The 23,400-nt window shown below is 70.2% G+C and carries 22 protein-coding genes and 1 pseudogene; 16 read left to right on the forward strand and 7 right to left on the reverse strand.

The genetic code is table 11. The annotated features are described in order from the left end of the window. Nucleotides 1-89 precede the first annotated feature (89 nt). Nucleotides 90-815, forward strand: coding sequence for a helix-turn-helix transcriptional regulator (locus REH65_RS25555; RefSeq protein WP_406689423.1), 726 nt, complete (start codon nt 90-92; stop codon nt 813-815). Between the two features lie 69 nt (nt 816-884). Here REH65_RS25555 and REH65_RS25560 read toward each other — a convergent pair whose 3' ends face one another. The 3 genes from REH65_RS25560 to REH65_RS25570 form a co-directional block, all read right to left on the reverse strand. Next, nucleotides 885-1,241, reverse strand: coding sequence for a DUF4873 domain-containing protein (locus REH65_RS25560; RefSeq protein ID WP_406689424.1), 357 nt, complete (start codon nt 1,239-1,241; stop codon nt 885-887). A 114-nt stretch (nt 1,242-1,355) separates the two neighbouring features. Next, a complete protein-coding gene (locus REH65_RS25565; protein ID WP_406689425.1) occupies nt 1,356-2,258 on the reverse strand; it encodes a diiron oxygenase in 903 nt (300 codons plus the stop codon). Nucleotides 2,259-2,574: 316 nt separating this feature from the next. Next, a complete protein-coding gene (locus REH65_RS25570) occupies nt 2,575-3,186 on the reverse strand; it encodes a TetR/AcrR family transcriptional regulator (RefSeq protein ID WP_281453978.1) in 612 nt (203 codons plus the stop codon). Between the two features lie 151 nt (nt 3,187-3,337). On the opposite strand from REH65_RS25570, the gene REH65_RS25575 reads away from it, so the two are divergent. Both REH65_RS25575 and REH65_RS25580 read left to right on the forward strand, forming a co-directional pair. Next, a complete protein-coding gene (locus REH65_RS25575; RefSeq protein ID WP_406689426.1) occupies nt 3,338-5,140 on the forward strand; it encodes an HSP90 family protein in 1,803 nt (600 codons plus the stop codon). Continuing rightward, nucleotides 5,137-6,189 (forward strand): hypothetical protein, encoded by a 1,053-nt coding sequence (locus REH65_RS25580; protein WP_406689427.1) that lies wholly within the window; start codon nt 5,137-5,139, stop codon nt 6,187-6,189. The genes REH65_RS25575 and REH65_RS25580 overlap by 4 nt, the downstream gene beginning before the upstream one ends. A 182-nt stretch (nt 6,190-6,371) precedes the next feature. Here the strand turns inward: REH65_RS25580 and REH65_RS25585 are convergent, their stop codons facing one another. Then, nucleotides 6,372-6,944 (reverse strand): CGNR zinc finger domain-containing protein, encoded by a 573-nt coding sequence (locus REH65_RS25585; RefSeq protein ID WP_406689428.1) that lies wholly within the window; start codon nt 6,942-6,944, stop codon nt 6,372-6,374. Nucleotides 6,945-7,026: 82 nt separating this feature from the next. Between REH65_RS25585 and REH65_RS25590 the strand changes: the two genes are divergently transcribed. Then, nucleotides 7,027-8,184 carry an epoxide hydrolase family protein gene (locus tag REH65_RS25590; protein WP_406689429.1) on the forward strand — a complete coding sequence of 386 codons (1,158 nt, stop codon included), beginning with the start codon at nt 7,027-7,029 and terminating at the stop codon, nt 8,182-8,184. A 10-nt stretch (nt 8,185-8,194) separates the two neighbouring features. Here the strand turns inward: REH65_RS25590 and REH65_RS25595 are convergent, their stop codons facing one another. Further along, complete coding sequence (locus REH65_RS25595; RefSeq protein WP_406689430.1) at nt 8,195-9,067, reverse strand: universal stress protein; 873 nt, start codon at nt 9,065-9,067, stop codon at nt 8,195-8,197. Between the two features lie 350 nt (nt 9,068-9,417). Between REH65_RS25595 and REH65_RS25600 the strand changes: the two genes are divergently transcribed. Further along, nucleotides 9,418-10,839: a BCCT family transporter gene (locus tag REH65_RS25600; protein ID WP_406693244.1), complete on the forward strand. Its 1,422-nt coding sequence runs from the start codon at nt 9,418-9,420 to the stop codon at nt 10,837-10,839. Nucleotides 10,840-10,964: 125 nt separating this feature from the next. Then, on the forward strand, nt 10,965-11,597 hold the full coding sequence (locus tag REH65_RS25605) for a hypothetical protein (RefSeq protein WP_406689431.1): 633 nt from the start codon (nt 10,965-10,967) through the stop codon (nt 11,595-11,597). Between the two features lie 60 nt (nt 11,598-11,657). Here REH65_RS25605 and REH65_RS25610 read toward each other — a convergent pair whose 3' ends face one another. Further along, on the reverse strand, nt 11,658-12,578 hold the full coding sequence (locus REH65_RS25610; RefSeq protein ID WP_406689432.1) for a cyclase family protein: 921 nt from the start codon (nt 12,576-12,578) through the stop codon (nt 11,658-11,660). A gap of 158 nt (nt 12,579-12,736) precedes the next feature. Between REH65_RS25610 and REH65_RS25615 the strand changes: the two genes are divergently transcribed. From REH65_RS25615 to REH65_RS25655, 9 genes and pseudogenes are all read left to right on the forward strand, one after another. Next, on the forward strand, nt 12,737-13,666 hold the full coding sequence (locus REH65_RS25615) for a 3-keto-5-aminohexanoate cleavage protein (RefSeq protein WP_406689433.1): 930 nt from the start codon (nt 12,737-12,739) through the stop codon (nt 13,664-13,666). Nucleotides 13,667-13,728: 62 nt separating this feature from the next. Then, nucleotides 13,729-14,433, forward strand: a complete 705-nt coding sequence (locus tag REH65_RS25620) for a GntR family transcriptional regulator (protein ID WP_406689434.1) — start codon at nt 13,729-13,731, stop codon at nt 14,431-14,433. Nucleotides 14,434-14,618: 185 nt separating this feature from the next. Then, nucleotides 14,619-14,942: pseudogene (locus REH65_RS25625) on the forward strand (alcohol dehydrogenase catalytic domain-containing protein); the annotation flags it as partial. A 22-nt stretch (nt 14,943-14,964) separates the two neighbouring features. After that, nucleotides 14,965-15,663: a zinc-binding dehydrogenase gene (locus REH65_RS25630; RefSeq protein WP_406689435.1), complete on the forward strand. Its 699-nt coding sequence runs from the start codon at nt 14,965-14,967 to the stop codon at nt 15,661-15,663. A 10-nt stretch (nt 15,664-15,673) separates the two neighbouring features. Then, the gene (locus REH65_RS25635; protein WP_406689436.1) at nt 15,674-16,528 is read left to right on the forward strand and encodes an FAD binding domain-containing protein; all 855 of its coding nucleotides are present in this window, start codon (nt 15,674-15,676) and stop codon (nt 16,526-16,528) included. Then, nucleotides 16,525-17,022: a (2Fe-2S)-binding protein gene (locus tag REH65_RS25640; protein WP_406689437.1), complete on the forward strand. Its 498-nt coding sequence runs from the start codon at nt 16,525-16,527 to the stop codon at nt 17,020-17,022. The genes REH65_RS25635 and REH65_RS25640 overlap by 4 nt, the downstream gene beginning before the upstream one ends. After that, a complete protein-coding gene (locus tag REH65_RS25645) occupies nt 17,015-19,333 on the forward strand; it encodes a xanthine dehydrogenase family protein molybdopterin-binding subunit (RefSeq protein ID WP_406689438.1) in 2,319 nt (772 codons plus the stop codon). Before REH65_RS25640 ends, REH65_RS25645 begins: the two co-directional genes overlap by 8 nt. 76 nt (nt 19,334-19,409) lie before the next feature. After that, a complete protein-coding gene (locus REH65_RS25650; protein WP_406689439.1) occupies nt 19,410-20,687 on the forward strand; it encodes a Tm-1-like ATP-binding domain-containing protein in 1,278 nt (425 codons plus the stop codon). 38 nt (nt 20,688-20,725) lie between these two features. Continuing rightward, the gene (locus REH65_RS25655; protein WP_406689440.1) at nt 20,726-21,379 is read left to right on the forward strand and encodes a histidine phosphatase family protein; all 654 of its coding nucleotides are present in this window, start codon (nt 20,726-20,728) and stop codon (nt 21,377-21,379) included. Between the two features lie 133 nt (nt 21,380-21,512). Here the strand turns inward: REH65_RS25655 and REH65_RS25660 are convergent, their stop codons facing one another. After that, on the reverse strand, nt 21,513-22,220 hold the full coding sequence (locus REH65_RS25660; protein ID WP_406689441.1) for an SDR family oxidoreductase: 708 nt from the start codon (nt 22,218-22,220) through the stop codon (nt 21,513-21,515). Between the two features lie 65 nt (nt 22,221-22,285). Between REH65_RS25660 and REH65_RS25665 the strand changes: the two genes are divergently transcribed. Next, nucleotides 22,286-23,197 (forward strand): glutaminase, encoded by a 912-nt coding sequence (locus tag REH65_RS25665; RefSeq protein ID WP_406689442.1) that lies wholly within the window; start codon nt 22,286-22,288, stop codon nt 23,195-23,197. Nucleotides 23,198-23,400 lie beyond the last annotated feature (203 nt).

The raw sequence follows: 23,400 nt of genomic DNA on the forward strand, positions 1-23,400 counted from the left end.
TGGGGCGGAGAGGCAAGTGCGCAGCGACGCGAGTGAGATCGAGCCGTTTCGGCGCACCCGTATTGGTGAAACCGCGCTACGGTGGCGTGGTGAACACACGCGGCGAGAACCCGGGGCTCCCGATCGCGGCCGTGGCCGTCCTGGACGACGAGCTCCGGCGCGGGATGTACGAGTTCATCCGCCATGCCCGGCGGCCGGTGACCCGCGACGAGGCGGCCGCCGCAGTCGGGATCTCCCGCAAGCTCGCCGCCTTCCACCTCGACAAGCTCGTCGACGCCGAGCTGCTGACGGCCCGGTTCGAACCGGTCGGCGGGATCCGCAAGGTCGGCAGGACCCCGAAGGTCTACGTACCGGCCGACGTCGACATCCGGGTCAGCATCCCGCCCCGCCAGCACGACCTGCTCGCCGACATCCTGCTGCAGGCGGTACTTACCGAGGGCGAGGGAAAGGGCGAAACCGCCCGGCACGCCGCGCTGCGCACCGCGCGCGAACGCGGCCACCAACTCGGCGCCGCCGAGCGCGCGCGGAGTCGCCTCGGCAAGCTCAGCGTCGAACGCGCACTGACCCACGCCGAGACGGTCCTGGCCCAGTACGGATTCGAACCCTCCCGCCGGTCACCAGGGTGTGTGCGGCTGCTCAACTGCCCCTTCCACCCACTGGCCGCCCAATCCCCGGACCTGGTCTGCGGGATCAACCACGCCTTCCTCGACGGCTTCCTCGCCGGGCTGCGCGCGCCCGCCGTCGAAGCCACCCTGGCCCCCCGCACCGGCGAATGCTGCGTACAGCTGCACCAGGCCGCCAAGGCTTCGAACTGAGGTGCGGCGCGTTCTGGCTGACCGCCGTGTCCCTCGAACGCGTGTGGGAGGGGCCGATCGGGACCGTTCTCATGATCGGTTCTGCGTCGGGGCGGGTGTGGTCGTTGGTTCGGCCGGGTCGTCGAGGGAGGTGGGCAGCGCGAACGGTGGGCGCCCGAGTCCGCTGATGCGCAAGCGTCCCCAGGGGTCGCGGTCGGAGAGGGGGCCGGGTGCCTCGGTACCAGCGGTGCGCAGCACGACCTCGACGCGGCCGTGCGCGGCCAGTTCGGTGATCTCCTCGGACGCGGCGAGGCGCCCGTACCAGTGGTAGCGGCCGTCGATGGGCTGGAAGTGCCCGCGCAGCACCACGTTCACCCGGATCTCCCGGTCCTGGGTGACGACGACGGCGGGACCGCGGTAGTCGTCGTCCTCGTGCGCGTCGGTCATGTCCGCTCCTCTCGGTGGTGCTCAGTGGGTGCCGTGACGTCCGCTGCCCGAACCAGCACGACGTCGGACGTCATGGGTCGGGTCCCCCTCGGTCTCGACGAAACCGGCCGCCGGTCAGTCGACCAGTCCCGCGCGGCGCAGGAGCCGCCTGCTGGGGCCGCCGATGATGCCCATGCCCTCGAAGAGCTCGACCGCTTTGCGCGCCCAGTCGGCCTTGGTCCGGCGCCAGTGCGGGTTGGCCTCGGCGACGCGCTTGGCCTCGCGCGGGTCGAGCCCGACGGAGGTGTAGGCCTTGGGATGCAGGAACTCCGCGGTTGCCACCACCATCATGCCCGCGATGGACCAGCGGATCGCTTCCCGCGCGAGGGGGCCGTGCGAGCACCAGGCGCGTTCGAGTTCGTCCTTGGCGAAGCTGATGTGCCGCGCCTCTTCGAGCACGTGGATGCGCGAGACCATCCGGCCCAGCGGTTGCAGGCTCTTGGCGCGCATGATCTCCCGCTGCATGGCGTCGGCCAGTTCCTCGACGTAGATCGCCCCGGCGAACAGCAGGGTCGGCCCGGCCACCGCACCGAACACCTTGCCTGCCCGGTGGCCGAACCTGCTGGGCCGCCGCACGTTCCCGTCGATCTTGTCGATGGCCTTGCCGAACATCGTGGAATGACGGCATTCGTCGGCGATCTCGGTCAGCGCGTAATGCGCGCGGTGCGAGGTCGGGTCGGCGCTGTAGGCGTACCGGGTCAGGCCTTGCATGAGCATCAGCTCGAACCAGATTCCCGAAGCCGTGCTGGCGCTGAGTTCCTGCATGCTCAGTTCGGCTCGCTGCTGCTCCGAAAGCCCTTCCCACAGGGGCGTTCCGTACAGCGAGCAGCGGTGCGGCGGTTTGCCGTAGGCCCCGTCCACCAGCGGGGCGTCCCAGTCGATGTCGACGTCGGGGTCGTAGGACTGCTTCGCGGAGGAGCGCTGCAAGCGCTCGGCGACGCGATCCCGTCCGCTGTGCGAGTTCGTGGTCGTGCTCATCGTGGACCTCTTGACATGTGAGCGGCTGAGATGTGCGGTGTCACGGGGGAGGCGGTTCGGGCGGGAACTCGTTCACACCGTTCCCGCGTCCACACCGGAGGGCAACGTCCCGAAGGCCACGCCCCGATCGCGATCCAGGCGGGAGGCGCAGAAGGCGTCGGCGACAGCGGGATGGCCGTGCTGGTGCAGCAGCGAGCGCGCCGAGTTCGCGGATCTCGTCCTCGGCCCGCTCCGCGTCTTCGCGCCGGAGAACTTCCGGCAGCGTCGGGTTGTCGGAGACGTCGTAGTCCACCAGCGTGGAACCTGATTGGAACCCTCATGCGTCGCTGACATGCGCAACTCCCAGGGCTCGCAGGGTGAAGGTGACCAGACCGGGAATCGTGTCCGGTCCCGCCGCGCCCTCGGCCAACGGGCCGACCAGCGCCTCCGCGCCCGCGCCGACCAACGCCGAGGCGGTCAAGCGCGGATCCTGCGCCGGTAGCGCGCCGGACTCGATCCCCTCGGCGATCCGTTCGGCGAAGACGTCGCGGAACGCCTCGCGGAACACCAGCCGCTCGGCATCCACCGCGGGGTCGACCGGTTCGGCCAACAGCGCATAGGCCAGCCGGGGCGCCTTCAGCGCGCGACCGGCGAAGGTCTCGACGACCGCCACGATCCGCTCCCGCAAGTCCCCGGGCCGCTGCGACGCCTCGGACACCGCCGCGACTTCGCGGGACACCACGGTGCGGAACAGCTCCGCGGCCAGCTCGGCCTTGCTGGGGAAGTGCTGGTAAACGCTGCCGGTGGCGATCCCGGCCTTCGCCGCCACCGCCGCCATCGAGCACGCCGCGTATCCACGCTCGGCCAGCAGGGCGATCGCGGCCTCCAGCACCAGTTCCCGCTGCGCGTCCAGCCGCGCCTGCACCGCGGGGGTCCGTCGATAAGGCATCCAAGAAGTGAACCACTGATTCATCGCTTCAAGCAAGCCGTCGAGCGCGGTCGCGGAGACGCGAGTCCGAATGCCCTGTCCGCCGGGTGGCCGCTCGCCTTCTGCGGCGAAACCGGCTTCTCGGCGGGGCGCGGCCTCTAGGCTGGGCCGCGTGAACGAGGCGAGCCCGGGTGCGGGCGGTAGGACCGAGCTGTTCCAGGTCGATCTGCGCGGTGTCGTGGAAATCCTGTCCCAGCACCTGTATTCGAGTCCGCGCGTGTTCCTGCGGGAGCTGCTGCAGAACGCGCGCGACGCCGTCGTGGCGCGGGGTGCGGCGGATGCTCCCGGGCTGATCCAGGTGTCCGTCGAGGACGGAGCGATCGTCGTCGCGGACAACGGGATCGGGCTCGACGCGGGCGAGATGCGGGCGCTGCTGGCGACGATCGGCGCGTCGTCCAAGCGCGCCGACCTGGAGCGGGCGCAGCAGGACTTCCTCGGCCGGTTCGGGATCGGGCTGCTGTCGTGCTTCCTCATCGGTGACGCGGTCGAGGTGATCTCGCGCAGCGCGAAGACCGACCACGCTCCCACGGTGCGGTGGGTGGGTTCCAGCGACGGGACCTACGAGATCACCGAGGCGCCGGAAGCCCTGCGCGAACCCGGATCGCGGATCATCGTCCGGCCGCGGCCGGAGGAGCGGGCGTGGGCGACCCCGCGTCGGCTGGTCCGGGTGGCGAGGGAGTTCGCCCGCTACCTCGACACGCCCGTCGACGTCGTCGACGCCGCGGGTGTCCCGGTGCGGGTGAGCACGGCGACCGCGCCGCAAGACCTCGACGCCGAGACCAGGGCCCGGCTGTGCGTCGAGACCTTCGGTTTCGATCCCCTCACCACGGTGCGCATCGACGTGCCGCTGCTGGGCGTGCGGGGCGTCGCCTTCGTGACACCGGAGGAGACCGCCTCGGCTCGTCGCGGCGGCGACGTGGTCCACGCCCGAGGGATGCTCGTGGCCGACGACAACACCCAGCTGGCACCCGACTGGGCGTACTTCGCGCGTCTGATCGTCGACGCCGGCACGCTGCCGCTGACCGCATCGCGGGAGTCGCTGCAGGACACGAAGCTGGTCCGGGAGGCGGCCGCGGCCGTCGGCGAGCAGATCCAGCGGCACGTCGAGGAGCTGGCCCGCTCGCACCCGGACACGTTCCGGAGGTTCGTCGAAGCGCACGCCGTGGGGTTGCGGGCGATGGCGTTCACCGACCCGACGATGTTCGCGTTCATGTACGACCACCTGCGTTTCGGCACGTCCCGGGGTGAGCGGACGCTGCGGCAGCTGGTCGCGGGCACGGACACCGAGCCGCCTGCCCGGGTGCTGCACCCGGTGCTGTTCGCCCCGCAGTTCCGGGCGCTCGCGCCGCTCGCCCGCCACCACGACCTGGTCCTGATCGACGCCTGTCACGTCCACGAACCGCAGCTGCTGGCCGCTCTCGGCCAGTCCGATGTGGACGTGTCGGTGCGCCACCTCGACCTGGAGGCGTTCGTCGAGGACGCCGCGCCCGCGGCAGACCCGGTCCTGGTCGCGTCGATCGAGCGGCTGGTGGCCTCAGCGCTGCCCGGCCACCGGGCGCAGGTGGTCGACCTCGGCGTCGAATCCGTGGCCGCGCTCGAACTCGCCGCGGACGACGCGTGGCATCCGGACTCGGCCGCGAGCAGCGGCTGGGGATCGGTCCTCGGCGGAATCGCCGCGCGCTGGGAACCCGCCGGCCCGCGTCTCGTGCTCAACGTGGCCTCGCCCGCCGTCCGCGCTCTCGGCGGTGCGCTGCCCGACGACGTCGCCGGGCACGCGGTGCGGGCGCTGTCCGTGCTGGGGCGCCTGCACACCGGCCAGACGCTCAGCGATGACGACCACCTGCTGCTCGGCGACAGCCTCAGCACCCTCATCACCGCAGCGACCAGCACCGACGTGGCAGGAGGCAGGCCGTGAACGAGTTCGACGAGTACCTCGCGCGGCTCAGCGAGGACGAGGTCGCCGAGCTGGAGCGGGTGAACGACAACTACCTCGCGGCGGCGGCGATGGAACCGGGCCCCGAGCAGGAGCGGATCCTCGACGCGCTGTACGCCGACGCCGCGCGGCTCGACTCCGCACTGCACATGGTGTCGGCGCGGATGTTCCAGCTGTTCTCGGTGTTCGAGCGCGGCGCGCACGCCGAGGGCTTCCGGCTGTTCGTGCCCACGATGGAGCTGCTGAAGCAGCGCAGGCACGAGATCCCGGAGAGCACGGCCGAGGCCATGTCGGCGATGGTGGTCCAACCGCTCTCGGCGATGCTCGACGATCCGGCGGTGCCGCGCGCGACCGTCGAAGGTTTCCTGAACCAGCTCGACCACGAGACCCGGCGATCCGGCCACGGCGCCCCCGAACTCGCCGTGGCCCGCGCGTACTGGCACGCGCACACCGGTGAGCGGGACGCCGCCGAGGACTGGATGGATCGGTGGCTGGCCGAGGGATCGGACTGGTGGGCACCGGAGAAGACCATGACGATCGGGTTGATGAGCGCCATCACGGGGGCGTTCGACGCAGCGGAAGCGCTGCGCGAGCTCGACGTGCGCGTCCCCGGGATGGTGGGCGCACCGCACCGCATCATGACGATCGAGGTCGACCGCGCGGGCTACCTCGCGGTGTGCGGCAAGACCGACGACGCGTGGGAAGCGCTGACGGCGGCCATCGACGGGCAGGAGCTCGACGCGGTCGCCCGGCGGTGCGCGGTGTGGGCGATGGTGCGCGCGACCGACGGTGCGCCGATTCCGGGCGCGCGGGAGATCGTCGACGTCGCCGAGGAGAACCTCGACCTCACCACGCTGGACGCGATCGAGGATCTGGCCGCGGTGGCGCGCTTCCACCTGCTGCGCGGTGACAGCGCGCACGGCGAGCGGCGGCGCGCCGAGGCCCGCGAGCGGGCCCGCGCCTACGACGCCCGCAACGGAACCGGGCATCACAGCGCACTTCTCGAGCGACGCTGGTTCGCGGACGCCTGACCGGTGACGGTGCGGGGCGGGTTCGCCTGCCCGCGCACCGTGACAACGGTGGTTGGCAGTGGACGGTTTTAGCCATAATCACCCATGATCAATGTCCGAAATGTCCGGTCAATTATGGCTAAAACTGTCCGCACGGAGGACTCCTCGGGGCTGGAGCCGGAACTGGTCGCTGTGCCGCCGGGTCACTTCGTCGTGCGGGTGCTCTTGCGGTGGTTGGCGTTGAAGCGCGCCTTCTTCTGGCGGTTCCCGCACGTGTTCATGTCGCACCACTTGCGGCTGCGGCTCTGGCTGGTGTCGAAGAAGGCGGCTCGGCAGGTCGGCGAGGCGCACAGGGCGAGCCTCCCGGCCCGCTCGCCCGCGATGATCTCGACCGCATCGGCGGCGATCACGCTGAGGGCGTCCTCGACGGACGAAGATCCCAGCTGCCAGCGCCTTTCGCCCTCAGGCGTCAGGACGGCCGCGGCCCGTCCCCGAGCGCTGCGGTCGTTGATCACCTGGAGGGCGGGTGCGGGGAGAGGACCTCCGGTCGCGGCCGCCGTCGCGGCGGCGTGGATCGCTTCCCGCAGCTCCCGCGCGCGGTCGAGCTGCGCGGCGGAGCAGGAGTTCGCGGCGAGGTCGTGCAGCGCCAGCCAGTCGAGGAGTCGCTGCGGGGTCGGGACGCGCTCCACCGGGTCACCGGAGCGCTCGGTCAGGGTCGCCGTGAAGCTGGTCGCCAGCTCGGTGCCGAGGCGGAAGTCGGGGAACTCAGCGGGCATGGAACCAGCTTAGCCGGTTGCTGGTCGCTGCGGCGGATGCTAGAACCGTCTTAGCCGGTTCTTCGATGGCCAGGAGGCTCTCATGTCCCGTCAGCCCAGCGATGTTCAGGTGTTCGAGGCCCGCGCGACCGATGCCGATCTCGACGATCTGCGCTCGCGGCTCGCCGCCGCGCGGTTACCGGAGGCCGAAACCGTCCGCGGCCAGGACCGGTGGGCGCAGGGCGTTCCGCTCGCCGACCTCGTCGACGTCGTCGACCACTGGCGCACCGGGTACGACTGGCGGTCGTTCGAGCAGCGCCTCGATCGGATCGGCCAGTTCCGCACCACCGTCGACGGCCTGGGAATCCACTTCCTGCACCGCCGGTCCCCGCGACCCGACGCCGTTCCGCTGCTGATGACTCACGGGTGGCCGGGCAGCGTCGCCGAGTTCGTCGACGTGATCGACGAACTGGCGGACCCGGACGACCCGGCTGCGCCGGCGTTCCACGTCGTGGCCCCGTCGCTGCCGGGCTTCGGCCACAGCGACAAACCGACCACCACCGGGTGGGGAACCGAGAAGATCGCGGCCGCGTGGGTGGAGCTGATGGGCAGGCTGGGCCACGACCGGTTCCTGGCGCACGGCGGCGACTGGGGCGGCAACATCACGACCGTGCTCGGCGGCAGGTTCCCCGAGCACGTGCTCGGCATCCACTCGACCTTCGCGGCGGGCACGCCCGATTCGACGACGGACGGGCTGACCGCGACCGAGCGCAGGTGGGCGGAGGAGACCCACGACTTCTGGCACCGCCGCGCGGCCTACGCCAAGCAGCAGGCCACGCGGCCGCAGACCATCGGGTACTCGCTCGTCGACTCGCCGGTCGGGCTGCTGGCCTGGCTTCTCGACAAGTTCGCGGAGTGGTCGGACACCGAGGACGGCCCGTTCGAGACGATCTCCAGGGGCCGGGTCCTGGACGACGTCACGCTCTACTGGTTGACGCGGTCCGGTGCGTCGGCGGCCCGCATCTACTACGAGAGCCACAACTCGCTCGACCCCGACCTGCGGGTCGACGTCCCGGCGGCGATCACGATCTACCCCCGCGACACCGAGAAGTGCCCGCGTCCTTGGGCGGAGCAGCGGTACCGCCGGATCGTCCGGTGGAACGAACCGACGTCCGGGGGCCATTTCCCGTCGCTGGAGGTACCGGGGTACTTCGTCGACGACCTCCGCGACGGGCTCGCCGCCGTGCTGGCGGCCGGGTGATCGGGCCCGTTCAGCGGGTGGGGTGGACGACGAGGACCGGGGAGTGCGCGTGCTGGAGGAGGGCTTGGCTGGTCGAGCCGAGGAGCATGCCGAGGAAACCTCCTCGCCCTCGACTGCCGACCACGACGAGCTGAGCGCGAGCGCTCCGGTCCAGCAGCGCGTCCCGGGGCCTGCTGTTGACGGTGTCGCGTTCGACCCGCACGTCGGGGTGCTGCTCCTGGAGGCCCGCGAGGCTCGCGGCCAGGACGAGCTCGGGCTCCTGCGGGTCCGGTTCGGTGCGACCGAGGCCGACCTCGCGGATCGAGGGCTCGTGGTCGCGGGAGGCGTGCACGGCCACGAGCGCCACCCGGCGCCACGAGGCCTCGGCGAAGGCGGCGGCGAGCGCGTCGGTGCTGATCGCGCTGCCGTCCACGCCCACCACGACCGGGCCGTCCGGGGATTTCGGCGGGCGCACCACGGCCACCGGGCAGGCCGCGTGGGCGGCGACGGAGGCGGCCGTCGAGCCGAGCAGCATGCCCGTGAAGCCGCCGCGCCCGGACGTGCCGAGCGCGAGCATCCGGGCGCTCTCCGCGAGGTGCAGCAGCAGCGGGATCGGCTGCTGCTGCACGAACTCGGTGGTCACCTCCAGGGCCGCGTCGGCCCCGGCCGCGCGCTTGGCGGCGTTGCGCAGCCGGGTGCGGGCCAGCTCGTCGATCTCGCTGAACGCCTCGGGCGCCACCGCAGCGGCCGCGCCGTAGGGACCGCGGAAGTAGGGCTCGGTCGACGAGACCAGGTGCAGCGACAGGCCGCGGGCCGAAGCCGCCTTCGCCGCCCAGGTCACCGCGCTGAGCGCCTGATCGGACCCGTCGACGCCCACGACGATCGCATTGCTCAGGTCAGACATCCTCGTTCCCCCTGATTCGCGGCCTCCGGCGTACCCGGCGAAGCGGACGGGCAAACTCCACTCGTTCGAGGGTCCGATGCAGTCCTGAGCGACGCCACTCGGGCAGTGGCCGCCGAGGTTGCCGGGCAGCCGCGACGACCGCGTGCAACAGTCGCGCGGGAACCCCCTTTTCGCGTCTCGCTCTTGAGGGGAGTGCGGATTCCGATGCGTTTTCGACTTCGGACGAACCCGGTGGTCTCCGCTGTCTCGATCGCGGTGATCCTGGGTTTCCTCGTAGCAGGGGTCGTGGCGACCGATGCCCTGCACGGCTTCTTCGAAGCGGCGCAGGACGGCATCGCCGCGACCCTGGACTGGTACTACATCCTCGTGGTCGGGGCGTTCTCGTCTTCGCGGTGTGGCTCGGTGCCAGTCGCTTCGGCCGAGTCCGCCTCGGCCCGCCCGACAGCCGCCCGGAGTACCGGTACCTCACGTGGTTCGCGATGCTGTTCACCGCGGGGATGGGGATCGGGCTGGTGTTCTGGGCCGTCGCGGAACCCCTTTCGCACGTGGCCGATCCGCCGATGGCGCAGCCGGGCAGTGCTGAGGCGCGCGCGGAGGCGATGCGCTTCACGTTCTTCCACTGGGGACTGCACGCCTGGGCGGTCTACATCGTGGTGGGCGTGTGCCTGGCCTACTTCTCCTACCGGCACCGGCTTCCGCTGTCGATCCGCAGCGCCCTGTACCCGCTGCTGGGCGACCGCATCCACGGTCGGCTCGGTGACGCGGTCGACGTCTTCGCCGTCTTCGGGACGATGTTCGGCGTCGCCACCTCGCTCGGGTTCGGGGTGTTGCAGGTCAACGCGGGCCTGGACAGCTTGAACCTCCTGCCCCAGAACGTCACCGTGCAGGTGCTCCTGATCGCCGGGATCACGCTCGCGGCGATCGGGTCGCTGCTGCTCGGGCTCGACAAGGGAATTCTCCGGTTGGCGGTGGCGAACCTGTGCGTCGGCGTCGCCCTCATGGTGTTCGTCGTGGTCGCCGGATCGACCACCGACGTGCTGGCGCACTTCGTCCAGCAGATCGGCACCTACGTCCAGACCCTGCCCGAGACGACGCTGTGGACCGATGCCGACGCGCGCACCGGGTGGCAGGCGGCCTGGACCCTCTTCTACTGGGGGTGGTGGATCAGCTGGGCGCCGTTCGTGGGGATGTTCATCGCCCGGATCTCGCGCGGCCGGACGATTCGCGAATTCGTGTTCGGAGTGCTCCTCGTGCCCACGGCCTTCACGTTCCTGTGGCTCGCGGTCTTCGGGAACAGCGCCTTCTCCGCCGACGCCGCGACGGGCGGTGCGCTGTCGGCCGAAGTGGCCGAAGAACCCGCCATCGCCCTGTTCGGCCTGTTCGACCAGCTGCCGCTCTCGACGGTGACGACCGCTCTCGCCATCGTCCTGGTCACCCTGTACTTCATCTCCTCATCGGATTCGGCATCGCTGGTCATCGACCTGCTGACCTCGGGAGGCATCGCCGACACGCCGAAGATCCAGCGCGTGTTCTGGGCCGTGCTCGAAGGGGCCGTCGCTGCCGTGCTGCTGCTGGCCGGTGCGGGAGGTCTGGTGGCCCTGCAGACGGCCGCGATCACCACGGCCCTGCCGTTCAGCGTGATCATGCTCGCGATGTGCTACGGCCTGGTCCGGGCCCTCTACGCCGACCAGCACCACCTCTCCTTGGACGCGGTCGCGCTCACCGCGCCGCACCACGCGCACGTCCCCGCGGACGAACCCGGCCCGCCCTGACCCGGGCCGGGTTCGCTCCCACTTTCGGTCGGGTGGGCAACGCGGGGCGGGTCCCGGACGTCTTGTGGGCAGGTCCGCGCGAAGCCGGGCCGGGAATGGTGTTTCGAATCGATCTGGGGGGACTCATGATTCGCAAGGGGAAGGTGTTGCTCGGGGTCGTGGCGCTGGCGGGTGCCGGGGCTGCGGTCGCGGGGCCGGTGGCCTCCGCTCAGGGGGAGCCGCAGACCGTCTACGCCGACGTGGACGGTGACGGCACCGCGAACGCCGTGACGGTGCGGTTGCTGGACGAGTCGACGCAGTCGATCACGTTCGACCTGCCGCAGGGGCCGGTGGAGACGACCGCGCCTGCTCAGCTGCAGGCACCGCAAACGCCGCGGGTGACCGACGTGAACCGGGACGGTGCCGCCGAAGTCGCCGTGACCACGGTGACGGGGGCGAACACGCAGCACTTCCAGCTGTTCAAGTACGACCCGGCGATCGGCGTGGTGGCCGTCGACAACGGCGGCGAACCGTTCACCTTCTACGAGGGCGGCGGGATCAGCGCCCGCTCCGGCTACCAGTGCGAGGAATCGGGCAAGGGGCCGATGCTGCGCATCGTCAGCGCGCAGTACGACTTCGAGTCCGAGACCTACGACGGAACCACGTCGTGGCTGATCCAGACCGGCAACTCGATCAGCGAGTGGACCAGGGCGCCGTTCTCGGACGTGCCCGCGGACGACCCGCTGCTCAACCTCGACCCGGGCACCTGCGCACCCTGACCGCGCACGCCTCCGTCCGGCCCGCTGACTCACTCACGGGCCGGACGTCGACGTCGGTGGTCAGACGATCGCCACGGGGTCGAGCATCGATCCCGTAGCTCCTTCGATCTTGATGGGTAGTGCCACGAACAGGAACTCGTGCACGCCGTCGCGGGCGAGCTCTTCGAGGTAGATCGACTCGAAGAGGTAGATGGCGTTCTCGATGAGCAGGAGGGTGTGCACCGGCTGCGGGTTGGCGGGTTCGCCCGGATCGGGTGCTGGTTGGACCTCGAAGGTCTCGGTGTCGCTTCCCGCGGCGACGACTCCTCTGTCGAGCAGCCACCGGGCGGCGCTGATGTCCGGCCCCGCCGTCGCGTGGCGGGCCAGGCCCTCCGGATCCGGCCACTTCCCGAGGTATCCGGTGCGGATCAGCAGGACGTCGCCGGGGCGCACCTCGGTGTTCTGGTGCTGCGCGATCGCCCGCAGCTCGTCGTCGGTGACCGGATCGGACTTGGGCAGCGCCTCGACACCGCGATAGGCGGGAACGTCGAGCATGACGCCGCGGGTGATGAACGGCGGCAGCTTGGACGCGTCGCCGTGGCGCGGGCCGCCATCGCCGAGGTGCTCGCTCGCCTTGCCGCCCCCGTACCAGTGGTCGTCCTCGCCGATGGTCATGTGCGCTAGGGCGTCCACGTGCGCCCCGCAGTGCGAGGTCGCGCTGACGAGTTCGGCCATGTATCCGAGGTTGACGTCGTTGCGTGGGCCCCACGGCTGACGACCCTCGGCGCGCAATCCCGAGGGTGTGCGCGACATGCTCACCTGGAACGGCGGGTGCGACCCGAACAGCGGCATCCCGGTGAAGCGGGGCACCGAGAGCGAGTACGTGGTGCCGCGGGTCGGCAGCGCCAGCGCGGACAGGATGTCCTCCGGTCGCGCGAAGGCCGCGGGTCCGCGTTCCGGGTCGGTCGGGGGTGCGCTCCGGCGGTCGGCGTTGACGCTCATGAGGTTCTCTCCCTTTGCTGAGAAGGGCGCGCGTGGCGGCGAATTCGAGGGCGCAGGTGCCGGGTTGCGGTGACCGGATGGATGCTTCGCCGGCCATTGGCAACGACATGAGCGGAGGCTACCATCGATTATCGATAGTTCAAGCGTTTGGAGGGACGATGGCGAGCAAGGCAACGAGGCCGGCGATCATCACCTGCGCTCCGACCGGTGCGATCCACACCCCGACGATGTCGCCAGCGCTGCCGGTCACCCCGGAGGAGATCGCGGAGGCGAGCCTGGCCGCGGCGAGAGCGGGCGCGGCGATCGTGCACCTGCACGTCCGCGACCCGCGGGACGGGCACCCCGTCCAGGACGCCGGTCTCTTCAAGGAGGTCATCGCCGCGGTCAAGGACCGGTCCGACGTGATCGTCAACCTGACCACCGGTGGCAGCCCGCACATGAGCGTCGACGAGCGGATCGCTCCCGCGGTCCAGCTGGCTCCGGAACTCGCTTCGCTGAACATGGGATCGATGAACTTCGGGCTGTTTCCGATGCTGGATCGCTTCCCGGAACTCCAGCACGACTGGGAACGTCAGCACCTGGAGAACAAGGACATCGTCTTCAAGAACACCTACGCCGACATCGAGCGGATCCTCAAGCTCTGCGGCGACCAGGGGACGCGCTTCGAATTCGAGTGCTACGACACCGCGCACCTCTACAACCTCGCGAACGTGCTGGACCGAGGTCTGGTGAAGCCACCGCTGTTCATCCAAACCGTCCTCGGCCTGTTCGGGGGAACCGGCGCGGACCTGGAGGACCTGGCGCATCTGCGCCGCACTGCTCTGCGGCTGTTCGGCGACGACTTCGAGTGGTCGGTGGTCGGGGCCGGTGCCGCGCAGCTTCGGTTCGCCTCGATCGCTCTGTCGTTGGGGGGCAACGCGCGGGTCGGGCTCGAGGATTCGCTGTGGGACGGCCCGGGCAAGCTCGCCGAGTCGAACGCGGCTCAGGTCGAACGGGTCGCGGCGATGAGCCGGTTGCTTCATCGAGAGGTCGCCACGCCTGATGAGGCCCGGAGCAGGCTGGATCTGAGAGACTCGGTGGGCAAGTGACCGTCCGGGGCCGCTGCCTGCCCCAGGCGCGATGACGTGCATCGATGAAGGAGACCCGCGTGATGGCCGAGAAGGGCTTGGCTGCTGACTTCGGTGGAGAGCTGCTGTCGGACAAGGTCAAGCGCTTGGTTCTCGACCGCATCATCCACGGGCACTACAGGCCGGGCGAGCGCGTGGTGGAGTTCCAGCTGTCCAAGGAGCTCGGCGTCAGCCAGTCGCCGGTCCGGGACGCCCTGCGCGAACTCGCGGCGATCGGCGTCATCACGATGCACGCGCGGCGCGGAGCCCGGGTGCGCATGCCCAGTGCCAAGGAGCTCGCCGACGTCAGCCAGGTGCGCGCCGAGATCGACGGCCTCGCTGCGCGCCTGGCCGCCGAGAGCATGAGCGCGGCGACGCTCACCGCTCTCGAGGAGCTCGTGACCCGCATGCTCGACAAGCTCGCCGAAGGGGACTTCCCCGCGGTGACCGATGCTGACGTGCGCTTCCACGAGGTGATCGTGCAGGCTTCGGGGAACCGCGCGCTGGAGCAGACTTTCAGCCAGCTCGCGCCCTTCGCGCGGACCTTCCTCACCCTGACGCTGCCCGATGTGGACGTCCGCGAGATCGTGCTCGAGCACAGGGGCATCCTGGAGGCGCTGGCCGCCCGGGATGCCGATGGTGCGGCCGAGGCCGCACGTCAGCACCAGCTCAACGTGCGCACGCTCATGCTTGAGCGTTCCACGGTCGACGGCGGTGCTGACGGCGCTGCCGAGGCCCAGGTCTCCTGAACCGAGTTCTTCCGGAAGCGCGCCGAATCGATTATCGATAGTTCATTGACATCCTGCGATGTCCGCATTAGCTTTCGATTATCGATAGAAGATAGTGGCGTGCGCCACTGTCCGCGATCGGGCGGGCGGGCGCTGCGGACGTTCTTCAACGACGAACGACGTGGAGACCTCGAATGACCGAGACGATGCAAGCCCTGGTCGTGCAGCAGCCGAACGTCCTCGAGATCCAGGAGAAGCCGGTCCCGGTGCCGGGGAGGAACGAGGTTCTCGCCCGGGTCCGCTCGACCTCGATCTGCGGGACCGACGCCCACCTGATCAACGGGGACTACCCGGGGTTCTGGCCGCCGTCGTTCCCGTTCACCCCGGGGCACGAGTGGGCGGGCGACATCGTCGCGCTCGGTCCCGGCGTCGAGCAGCTCGGCTGGAAGGTCGGCGACCGCATCGCCGGGACCAGCCACAACGCCTGCGGAGTCTGCCAGAAGTGCGTGGAGGGCCGGTACAACCTCTGCGAGAGACTACGGCAAGCCCGGCTTGCACGCCCAGTACGGCCACAACCACCAGGGCGCGGACGCGACCTACGCGGTGCACAACGTCAAGTGCATCTTCCGGTTGCCCGACTCGATCTCCTACGACGAGGGCGCGATCATCGATCCGGCCAGCATCGCGCTGCACGTCGCTCGGCGCGGCAACATCAGTCCGGGTGACACCGTGGCGATCACCGGCGCGGGCGCGATCGGCATGCTGGCCGCCGACGCGGCCCGGATCTGCGGCGCCGCGCGGGTCGTCGTCGTGGGGCGCGGGTACCGGTTGAAGAAGGCGGGCGCGCTGGGATCGGAGACCGTGGACTCCGAGGCGGGCGACCCGGTCGCCGAAGTCCGTGAGCTCACCGGCGGGCTCGGAGCCGACGTCGTGCTCGAATGCGCGGGTGTGCCGCAGACGCTGACCTGGGCGATGGCGATGCTGCGCAAGGGCGGGCGTTGCGCGATGGTCGGGATCCCCACCGAGGACGTGCTCCTGGCGTGCAAATCCCTCGTGCTCGACGAGCTGGAGCTCGTGGGTTCCCGAGCTTCCGCCGGCGAGATGCGGCGCGTCATGCCGTTCGTCGCCGACGGCCGCATGCAGGTGGGTGAGCTCATCACGCACAGGTTCCCGCTGGTGGAGTACGAGAAGGCGCTGGCGACCTTCAACGATCGCAGCAGCGGCGCCATGAAGATCATCGTGAATCCTTGAGGTGTCGGCGATGACCAGGTACTACCGGCCGCGGAACAAGGCCGATGCGCTCGCGGTCCTCGCGGAGGAAGGCTCCGGTGCGCGTCCGCTCGTCGGGGGCACCGACCTTCTCGTCGGTGTCCGCCACCGCACCGTCGAACCGAAGGTGATCGTCGATCTGAAGGGCATCGAGGACCTGCCGGATCCGCTGCGGATCGAGGACGACCGCGTGCTGGTCGGCCCGACCCTGACCCTCGGTGAGCTGGCCACCGATCCGACCGTGCAGGAGTGGTTCCCGTCGTTGGTCGAGGCGGCGCTGACGGTGGGTTCGGTGGCGATCCGCAACCGCGCCAGTCTGATCGGCAACTGCTGCAACGGATCTCCGGCTGCGGACACGGTACCGGCGATGCTCGTGCACGAGGTGGCGGTGACGATCGAGTCGGTCGAGGGCGTGCGCACCGTGCCGTTGCGGGACTTCTTCCTCGGACCGCGACGAACCCTGTGCGGGACGGGGGAAATCGTGACGGGAATCGGGATGCGCCGCCCGTCGGCCGGTTACGGGTCGGCGTTCCAGCGCCTCACGCGGCGACGTGGGGTGGACCTGGCGACGGTCAGCGCCGCAGCCGGTGTCGACCGCACCGGCTCGGTCGTTCTCGGACTGGGCGCCGTCGGGCCGCGACCGCTCAGGACCGAGTGGGACGAGCCGATCGACCCCGCCGATGAGGACGCGCTCGGGCACGTGCTCGAACGCGCCTCGGTGATCGCGACACCGATCTCCGACATTCGGGGCGGACAGGAGTACCGGGCGGCGATGGTGAAGGTGCTCGCCCGGCGCGCTGTGCTCGCCGCAGCCGACCGTCGACGCCGCGAGGAGGTGTCCGCATGACGACCCGTGGGCTCGACGACCTGCAGGACGTGGACGTCACCGTCAACGGCGGCTCGCACCGCATCACCGTCCCCGGGCATCGCACCCTGCTCGAAGCGCTGCGCGAGGACCTGGGACTGACCGGATCCAAGAGTTGTTGTGCCGAGGGGGAGTGCGGGGCCTGCACCGTCCTGCTGGACGGACGCGCCGTCAACGCCTGCCTCGTGCTGTGCGCGGAGGTCGTCGGCCACGAGGTGACCACGATCGAAGGGCTCTCCGCGGACGGGCCCAGCGACCTGCAGGAGGAGTTCCTCAACGCCGGTGCCGTGCAGTGTGGGTTCTGCATCCCGGGTCAGGTGATGTCCGCAGAACACCTGCTGCGCACCACACCGCAGCCGAGCGAGCCCGAGATCCGGGACGCGCTGTCGGGAAATCTGTGTCGGTGCGCCGGTTACCAGCGCATCGTCCGGGCCGTGCAGGCCACCGCAGTGCGGAGGGCGGCCGGCCATGGCTGAGACGCGCGAACACGTGCCGGCCGGAACGGGATTCACGCCCGTTGCGACACCGCATCGCCAAGTCGGCTCCGAGGTCGAGCGCTACGGCGGCGTCGACCGCGCACGCGGGACCCAGCGCTTCGTCGCCGATCTGCACTTCCCCGGGGCCGCCCAGGTCGCCCTCGTGTCGTTGCCGGTGGGGTGCGCCGAGATCCACCGCGTCGACGTGGCCGAGGCTGCCGCAATGCCCGGTGTGCTGGGCGTGATGACCGCCGCGGACCTGCCCTCGCCGATGCCGCGGTTCGGGGTGTCCCACCAGGACAGGCCGGTCCTGGCCGCCGATCGCGTCACCTACCACGGAGAACCGGTGGCCGTCGTCGCCGCCGAGAGCGTGGAGATCGCGGAGGCCGCGGCGCGTGCCGTGCACGTCGACTACGCGGAACGCCCCGGTGCCTACTCCGTCGAGGACGCGCTCGCTGATTCCGCGCCGCTGGTCCAGGACCCCGCGATCCGTCCGGACGATCCCCTCGCCGAGACCAACGTGCTCGAACACGCCCGGTACGCGTGGGGCGATGCGGACGAAGCCGAGAAGCGCAGCGACTTCGTCGTCGAGGACACCTACACGTTCCCGATGGTCACCCACTTCCCGATCGAACCGGGTGGGAGCGTCGTCGTGCCGACCGAGCAGGGCGGGCTGGACGTCTTCTCGCCGGTGCAGCATCCTTACCTGCTGCAACGCACGATCGCCACGCTCGTCGGGCTCCCGCTGAACCGAGTGCGCGTGCTCGCACCGGACCCGGGCGGAGCGTTCGGCGGCAAGCAGACGCCCAAGCTGGAACCGCTGCTGGCCTTCCTCGCGCTGCGCACCGGTCGGGCCTGCCGACTCGTGCTGTCGCTGGAGCAGACATTCCAGACGATGCGGCGCGCTGGTTGCCGGATCAGCGCGCGCACCGGTTTCACCGACCAGGGCGCGATCACGTTCCACCAGGTCGACGCCGACTTCCAGATCGGCGCCTACGCCGACGTCGCCCCTCGGGTGATGTCCAAGGGCTCCTTCGTCTCCGCCGGTCCGTACAGGGTTCCGGCGCTGCGGGTGAACGGGCGGGCGGTGCTGACCAACACCACCCCCAGCACCGCGTTCCGCGGTTTCGGCAGCCCACAGGTCTCCTGGGCGACCGAGAACCAGCTGGACGCGGCGGCTCGGCGGCTCGGTCTCGACGGGCTGGAGATCCGCCGCCGGAACCTCGTGACCCGCGGGGAGGAGTTCATCCGCGGTGACTCGCCGGCCCCGGCCGACGGTGACTGGGCGGAGAGCCTGGAGAAGGCAGCCGAACTCATCGGGTGGGACCGGCCACCGGCCCCCAACCGGGGACGCGGCATCGCGGTCGGAATCAAACCCGGTGCTACGTCCGGACTCTCGCAAAGCCTGGTCCGGTTGCTCTCCGACGGCAGCGCCATCGCCTACGCCGGTACCTCGGACATGGGGCAGGGCGCCAGAACTCTGTGGCAGCAGATCCTCAGCGACGAGCTGGGAACACCGCTGGACCGGGTCGAGGTCGTCAGCGGTGATACCAGCGCGGTGCCCTTCGACCTGCAGACCTCGGCGAGCCGGTCGACGGTGTTCATGGGTTCGGCCGTGCTGGAGGCCTGCCGCGACGTCCGCGACAAGGTGCTCGAGCTGTTCGCCGAATCGGTCGGCGTTCCCGAGGAAGAGCTCGCGCACGCTCCTGGTGTGCTGCTCACCCCGGACGGTGAGCTGCCCCTCACCGAAGCCGCGCGGCGCGCCCTCGGGTCGCTGCACGGCGAGTTCATCGGTCAGGGAACCCGGCGACTGCGCGGCAAGCGAGGGCACCCGCTCGGAGGCGACGCCGCGTTCTACGAGTTCAACGCCACGGCGATCGAGGTCGAGGTCGACGTGGAAACCGGCGAACTGCTGCTCACCAAGCACGTGACCGTCAGCGACGTCGGCACGGAGCTCAACCCGCTGCAGGTCGTCTCCCAGGACGAGGGCGCGGCCATCATGGGCCTCGGCCACAGCCAGATGGAACAACTGCTGCTCGACGAGCACGGCCGCATCCGCAACCTCGGCGCGCTGGACTACCGGATCCCGACCTTCAACGACGTGCCGGTGGAGTTCGTCAGCGCGGCGATCGAGAACCAGGACGGCCCCGGGCCCTACGGCTCGAAGGGCATCAGCGAAGGCGCACTGCTGTGCACCGCGGGCGCGCTCGGCGCCGCGGTCGCGGACGCGACCGGCGTCGTCATCCGCGATCTGCCCCTCACTCCGGAACGCGTGTGGACGGCGTTGCACGCGTCGCCGCGACACCCCTGACAGGAACGTGAAAAGCACTACGAACGGCGAACTTTGAGCACCACGAGGGCTGCCCCAGTAACAAAGGAGTTACGCGATGCCTCGGAAGCCTGTTGTCTGCCTGGCCGGAACCCTGGACACGAAAGGGACCGAGTACGCCTACGTCCGCGACGCGCTGATCGCCGCGGGGGTGGAGGTGCTCGTCGTCGACTGCGGAGTGCTCGGCGCCCCCTACTTCGCGCCTGACATCGCCGCGTCCGAAATCGCCGATCGGGCCGGCATCCGGCTCGACGACTTCGCCGGGAGCGTCGAGGGAGCGGGTGGCCGAATCCTGGCGGTGGCCAAGATGAGCGAAGGTCTCCGCAGCCTGCTCACCGAGCTCACCGAAGAGGGGCGCATCGACGCCATCCTCGGGCTCGGCGGTACCGGTGGGACCGATCTCCTCAGCGGGGCGCTCAAGAACCTCGACATCGGCGTGCCCAAGCTCATCGTGTCCACCATGGCCTCCAACAACACCCGTCCCTACATCGGCCACTCCGACATGATGATGATGAACGCCGTCACCGACATCGCCGGGCTCAACCGGATCTCCAAGCAGGTGCTGATCAACGCGGCTCACGCCGCAGCCGGGATGGCCAGGGGGTACGAGCTCACCAGGTCGCACGCGGCGGCGAGCAAGCCCTTGATCGCGATCTCGATGTTCGGCGTCACCACACCGGGCGTCATGCGCATCCGGGAGCGGTTGGAGAACGAGGGATTCGAGGTCGTCACCTTCCACGCCGTGGGCGAGGGTGCAGGCATGGAGCACCTCATCGACAAGGGCGTCATCGACGGGCTCATCGACTTCACGTTGCCCGAGATCCTGAACCACTGGCACAAGGGGATCTTCGATCCCGGATGCGATCGCATGAAGGCCGCGACGAGATCGGCGATTCCGCAGGTGGTGGTCCCCGGGGCTGCCGAGTGCTTCAACTTCGGTGCCCGGGAGACGGTTCCGGCCGAGTTCGACACCGAGGAGCGCAACGTCCTGATCCACAACCCCAACGTCACCTCACTCCTGGCCACGCCCGACGAGATGCGTCGTCTCGGCGCGTACATCGCCGAGCACGTCAACAACTCGGCCGGCCCAGCGGCCGTCGGGATCCCGCTCGACGGTCTCGACAACTACTTCAAACCCGGCAGCCAGTGGAACGGCGTGGATGTCACGCCCCTGCTCACTTCGTTGCGGGCCGGGCTCAATCCGTCGATCGAGGTGATCGAGAAGAACACCAACATCAACGACCCCGATTTCGCCGACGCCGTGTTCGAGCTGTTCCAGAAGCAGTGGTCACGTCATCGCGACCTGGTCCCCACCGCGCCTGCGGCGACCGCCTGACCGGAAGTCGTCGGCCCGACCACAGATGGGATGTCCGCATGCCACGCCTACTCCTCCTGCGCCACAGCGAAGTCGAATCACACCGGGGCGACGTCCCCATCACCGACAAGGGGGCCCAGATCGCCGCTGACGCGGGTCGTCATCTCGCGGCGCAGGAGCGCGGGCGGCTGCGCGTCATCAGCGGCGGGACCCGCCGTGCGAAGGAAACCGCCGCTGCGATCGTCACCGGGGCGCGCGAGGCCGGCGCCGAGGTCGTCGAGGACGGTGTCGCGTTCGCCCTGCGCAACCCTGATCTGTACCTGGCGGGAGTGCGGGTGGACATGGTCAGCAGCGCCGAGAAGTTCGCCTCCCAGGTGCCCGGCCTCAACGTCGAAGACGTCTTGGGAGTCGACTTCTTCGAGCAGTGGCTGACCGCGGCCGACAGGGTCGGGTGGTGGGTGGCGCACCGGAACCCGCCCGGCGACACCGCCGCAGCGGTGTCTGCTCGCATCCGCGCCTTCGCGGGCAGCCTCATCGACCGTCCGGGCGACGCCGGTCTGACCGTGGCGATCACGCACTCGCCCGTGCTGCGCGCCTGCGCCCTCGCGAGCACGGGAACCGACCCCGGCGAGCCGAACTGGCTCTCGGGCATCGAGGTGGAGATCCGCCCGGACAGGTCCACCACCGTGCACGTCCTCCCCGAAGCTCCCTGACCTCCGCTGATGACGATCTCGGGAATCGTCATCAGCGAGTGGTCCGCACCGGGCTACCCGCGGCGGAAGCCTCCTTCGGTGTTGAGGACCTGGCCGACGACCCATTCGCCGTCGTCGGAGATCAGCCAGGCGATCAGGCGGGCCGGGTCGTCCGGGTGCCGAACCGCTTGCCGGGGAAGCGTTCGCGCAGGGAGTCGAGGGTCGCGTCGTCGATTCCCATGCCCTGGTCGAGGAAACCCGTGTTGACCGGGCCCGGGTTGACCGCGTTCAGGACGATGCCCTGGTCGGCGAGCTCGTCGGCGACCGTCGGGGTGATGCCGGCCAGGGCGGCCTTCGCCGCGCCGTAGGCGACCTCGCCGGGCATGGGCCCCTGCTGCTGCCCGGAGGTCATCCAGATGACCCTGCCCCCGGGGCGAGCGGGGTCGTGCTGAGCGGCGAACGCCTTGGTGAGCAGCAGGACCGAGCGGGCGTCGGCCGCCCAGTGCCCGTCGAGCTCGTCGAGCGTGATGTCGGCCAGGGTGCCGTCGCCGCCGGAGCGGGCGTGGTTGCAGACCAGCACGTCGAGCGGCCCGGCCTCGCGGACGAGGGCTTCGGGTGCGCCCGGGCCCGCGAGGTCGCCCGGTAGATCGGTCAAGGTCGCGTCTCCGGTCAGGTGGGGGCGGATCGAGTCCAGCACCCGGTCGAGGTCGTCGGCGCCCCACGGCTGATCGGTGTCGTGCGGGCGGTGGTGGTGGAGCACCAGGTCGGCGCCCATCGCGGCCAGTCGGCGGGCGACCGCGGCGCCGATCCCGTCGACCCTGCTGACCCCGGTGATCAGCGCGGTGCGTCCCCGCAGGCTCATCGTCGTCCTCCTTCGGCGCACGCCGCGGTCCCCTGTGGACCTCGGTGGTGCGATGATCGTTGCTCGTGGAGTGGAACCAGGTGCTCGGGCGTGTCGTCGAGGAGGTCGCGCCGCTGCGCGGCTCCGGGGTGGTCGCGGACTACATCCCCGCGCTGGCGCGGGTCGACCCCGCCCGCTTCGGCATCGCCGTCGCCGATCTCGAAGGGCGCGTGCGCGGGGCCGGTGACTGGGAGATGCCGTTCTCGATGCAGAGCATCTCGAAGGTGTTCACCCTCGCGCTCGTGCTGTCCCGCGGTGACGGGACGTTGTGGAACCGGGTCGGGCGGGAACCGTCGGGCAACGCGTTCAACTCTCTCATCCAGCTCGAACACGAACGGGGGATTCCGCGGAACCCGTTCATCAACGCCGGTGCGCTGACCGTCACCGATGAGCTGATCTCCCGGGTGGGCGATGCCGGTGAGGAGCTGCTGGCGTTCCTGCGCGCCGAGAGCGGCAACCCGGGCCTGCGCGTCGACGAGGAGGTGGCCTCCTCCGAGGTCGCGCACGGGGACCGCAACCTGGCGCTGACCCACTTCATGGCCTCCTACGGCAACGTGCGCAATCCGGTCCCCACCGTGCTCGACCAGTACGTGCGGCAGTGCTCGATCGGGATGAGCTGCCGCGATCTTGCCCTGGCCGGGCGGTTCCTCGCCGCGCACGGCGTCCGCCGGGACGGCACCGAGCTGCTCACCCGAAGGCAGGCCAAGCGGATCAACGCGATCATGCTGACCTGCGGCACCTACGACGCCGCAGGCGAATTCGCCTACCGGGTCGGCATTCCCGGCAAGAGCGGGGTCGGTGGCGGGATCCTCGCGATCGTGCCGGGCCGGTGCGCGATCGCCGTGTGGAGCCCGGGGCTCGACGCCCGGGGCAACTCCGTCGCCGGGGTCGCGGCGCTCGACCACTTCACCACCCTCACCGGGTGGTCCATCTTCTGACTCGCGATCTTCGAGTGGCGGCGCGGTCGAGTCCACATGAGAATGTCGCTCACCAGCGAAGTCGCAGAGGCTCAACCGATCTCGACGCGGACTCCGCCGGATGACGAGGGGGAGGGGTCATGGCCGCGACGCGCGCGAACACGAGATTCCGCATCCACAACTCCGACCTCATACGTCGCTGACCGCGCGCTGAACTCCAGGCG

Origin of the sequence: Saccharopolyspora sp. ID03-671 (assembly GCF_045278815.1) — a bacterium.
GTDB lineage: Bacteria > Actinomycetota > Actinomycetes > Mycobacteriales > Pseudonocardiaceae > Saccharopolyspora > Saccharopolyspora ipomoeae.

Coding starts and splice junctions, on each gene's coding strand:
- REH65_RS25560 (WP_406689424.1), bottom strand. CDS start 1,241: ATGACCGACGCGCACGAGGACGACGACTACCGCGGTCCCGCCGTCGTC.
- REH65_RS25565 (WP_406689425.1), bottom strand. CDS start 2,258: ATGAGCACGACCACGAACTCGCACAGCGGACGGGATCGCGTCGCCGAG.
- REH65_RS25570 (WP_281453978.1), bottom strand. CDS start 3,186: ATGCCTTATCGACGGACCCCCGCGGTGCAGGCGCGGCTGGACGCGCAG.
- REH65_RS25585 (WP_406689428.1), bottom strand. CDS start 6,944: ATGCCCGCTGAGTTCCCCGACTTCCGCCTCGGCACCGAGCTGGCGACC.
- REH65_RS25590 (WP_406689429.1), top strand. CDS start 7,027: ATGTCCCGTCAGCCCAGCGATGTTCAGGTGTTCGAGGCCCGCGCGACC.
- REH65_RS25595 (WP_406689430.1), bottom strand. CDS start 9,067: ATGTCTGACCTGAGCAATGCGATCGTCGTGGGCGTCGACGGGTCCGAT.
- REH65_RS25605 (WP_406689431.1), top strand. CDS start 10,965: ATGATTCGCAAGGGGAAGGTGTTGCTCGGGGTCGTGGCGCTGGCGGGT.
- REH65_RS25610 (WP_406689432.1), bottom strand. CDS start 12,578: ATGAGCGTCAACGCCGACCGCCGGAGCGCACCCCCGACCGACCCGGAA.
- REH65_RS25615 (WP_406689433.1), top strand. CDS start 12,737: ATGGCGAGCAAGGCAACGAGGCCGGCGATCATCACCTGCGCTCCGACC.
- REH65_RS25620 (WP_406689434.1), top strand. CDS start 13,729: ATGGCCGAGAAGGGCTTGGCTGCTGACTTCGGTGGAGAGCTGCTGTCG.
- REH65_RS25635 (WP_406689436.1), top strand. CDS start 15,674: ATGACCAGGTACTACCGGCCGCGGAACAAGGCCGATGCGCTCGCGGTC.
- REH65_RS25640 (WP_406689437.1), top strand. CDS start 16,525: ATGACGACCCGTGGGCTCGACGACCTGCAGGACGTGGACGTCACCGTC.
- REH65_RS25645 (WP_406689438.1), top strand. CDS start 17,015: ATGGCTGAGACGCGCGAACACGTGCCGGCCGGAACGGGATTCACGCCC.
- REH65_RS25650 (WP_406689439.1), top strand. CDS start 19,410: ATGCCTCGGAAGCCTGTTGTCTGCCTGGCCGGAACCCTGGACACGAAA.
- REH65_RS25655 (WP_406689440.1), top strand. CDS start 20,726: ATGCCACGCCTACTCCTCCTGCGCCACAGCGAAGTCGAATCACACCGG.
- REH65_RS25660 (WP_406689441.1), bottom strand. CDS start 22,220: ATGAGCCTGCGGGGACGCACCGCGCTGATCACCGGGGTCAGCAGGGTC.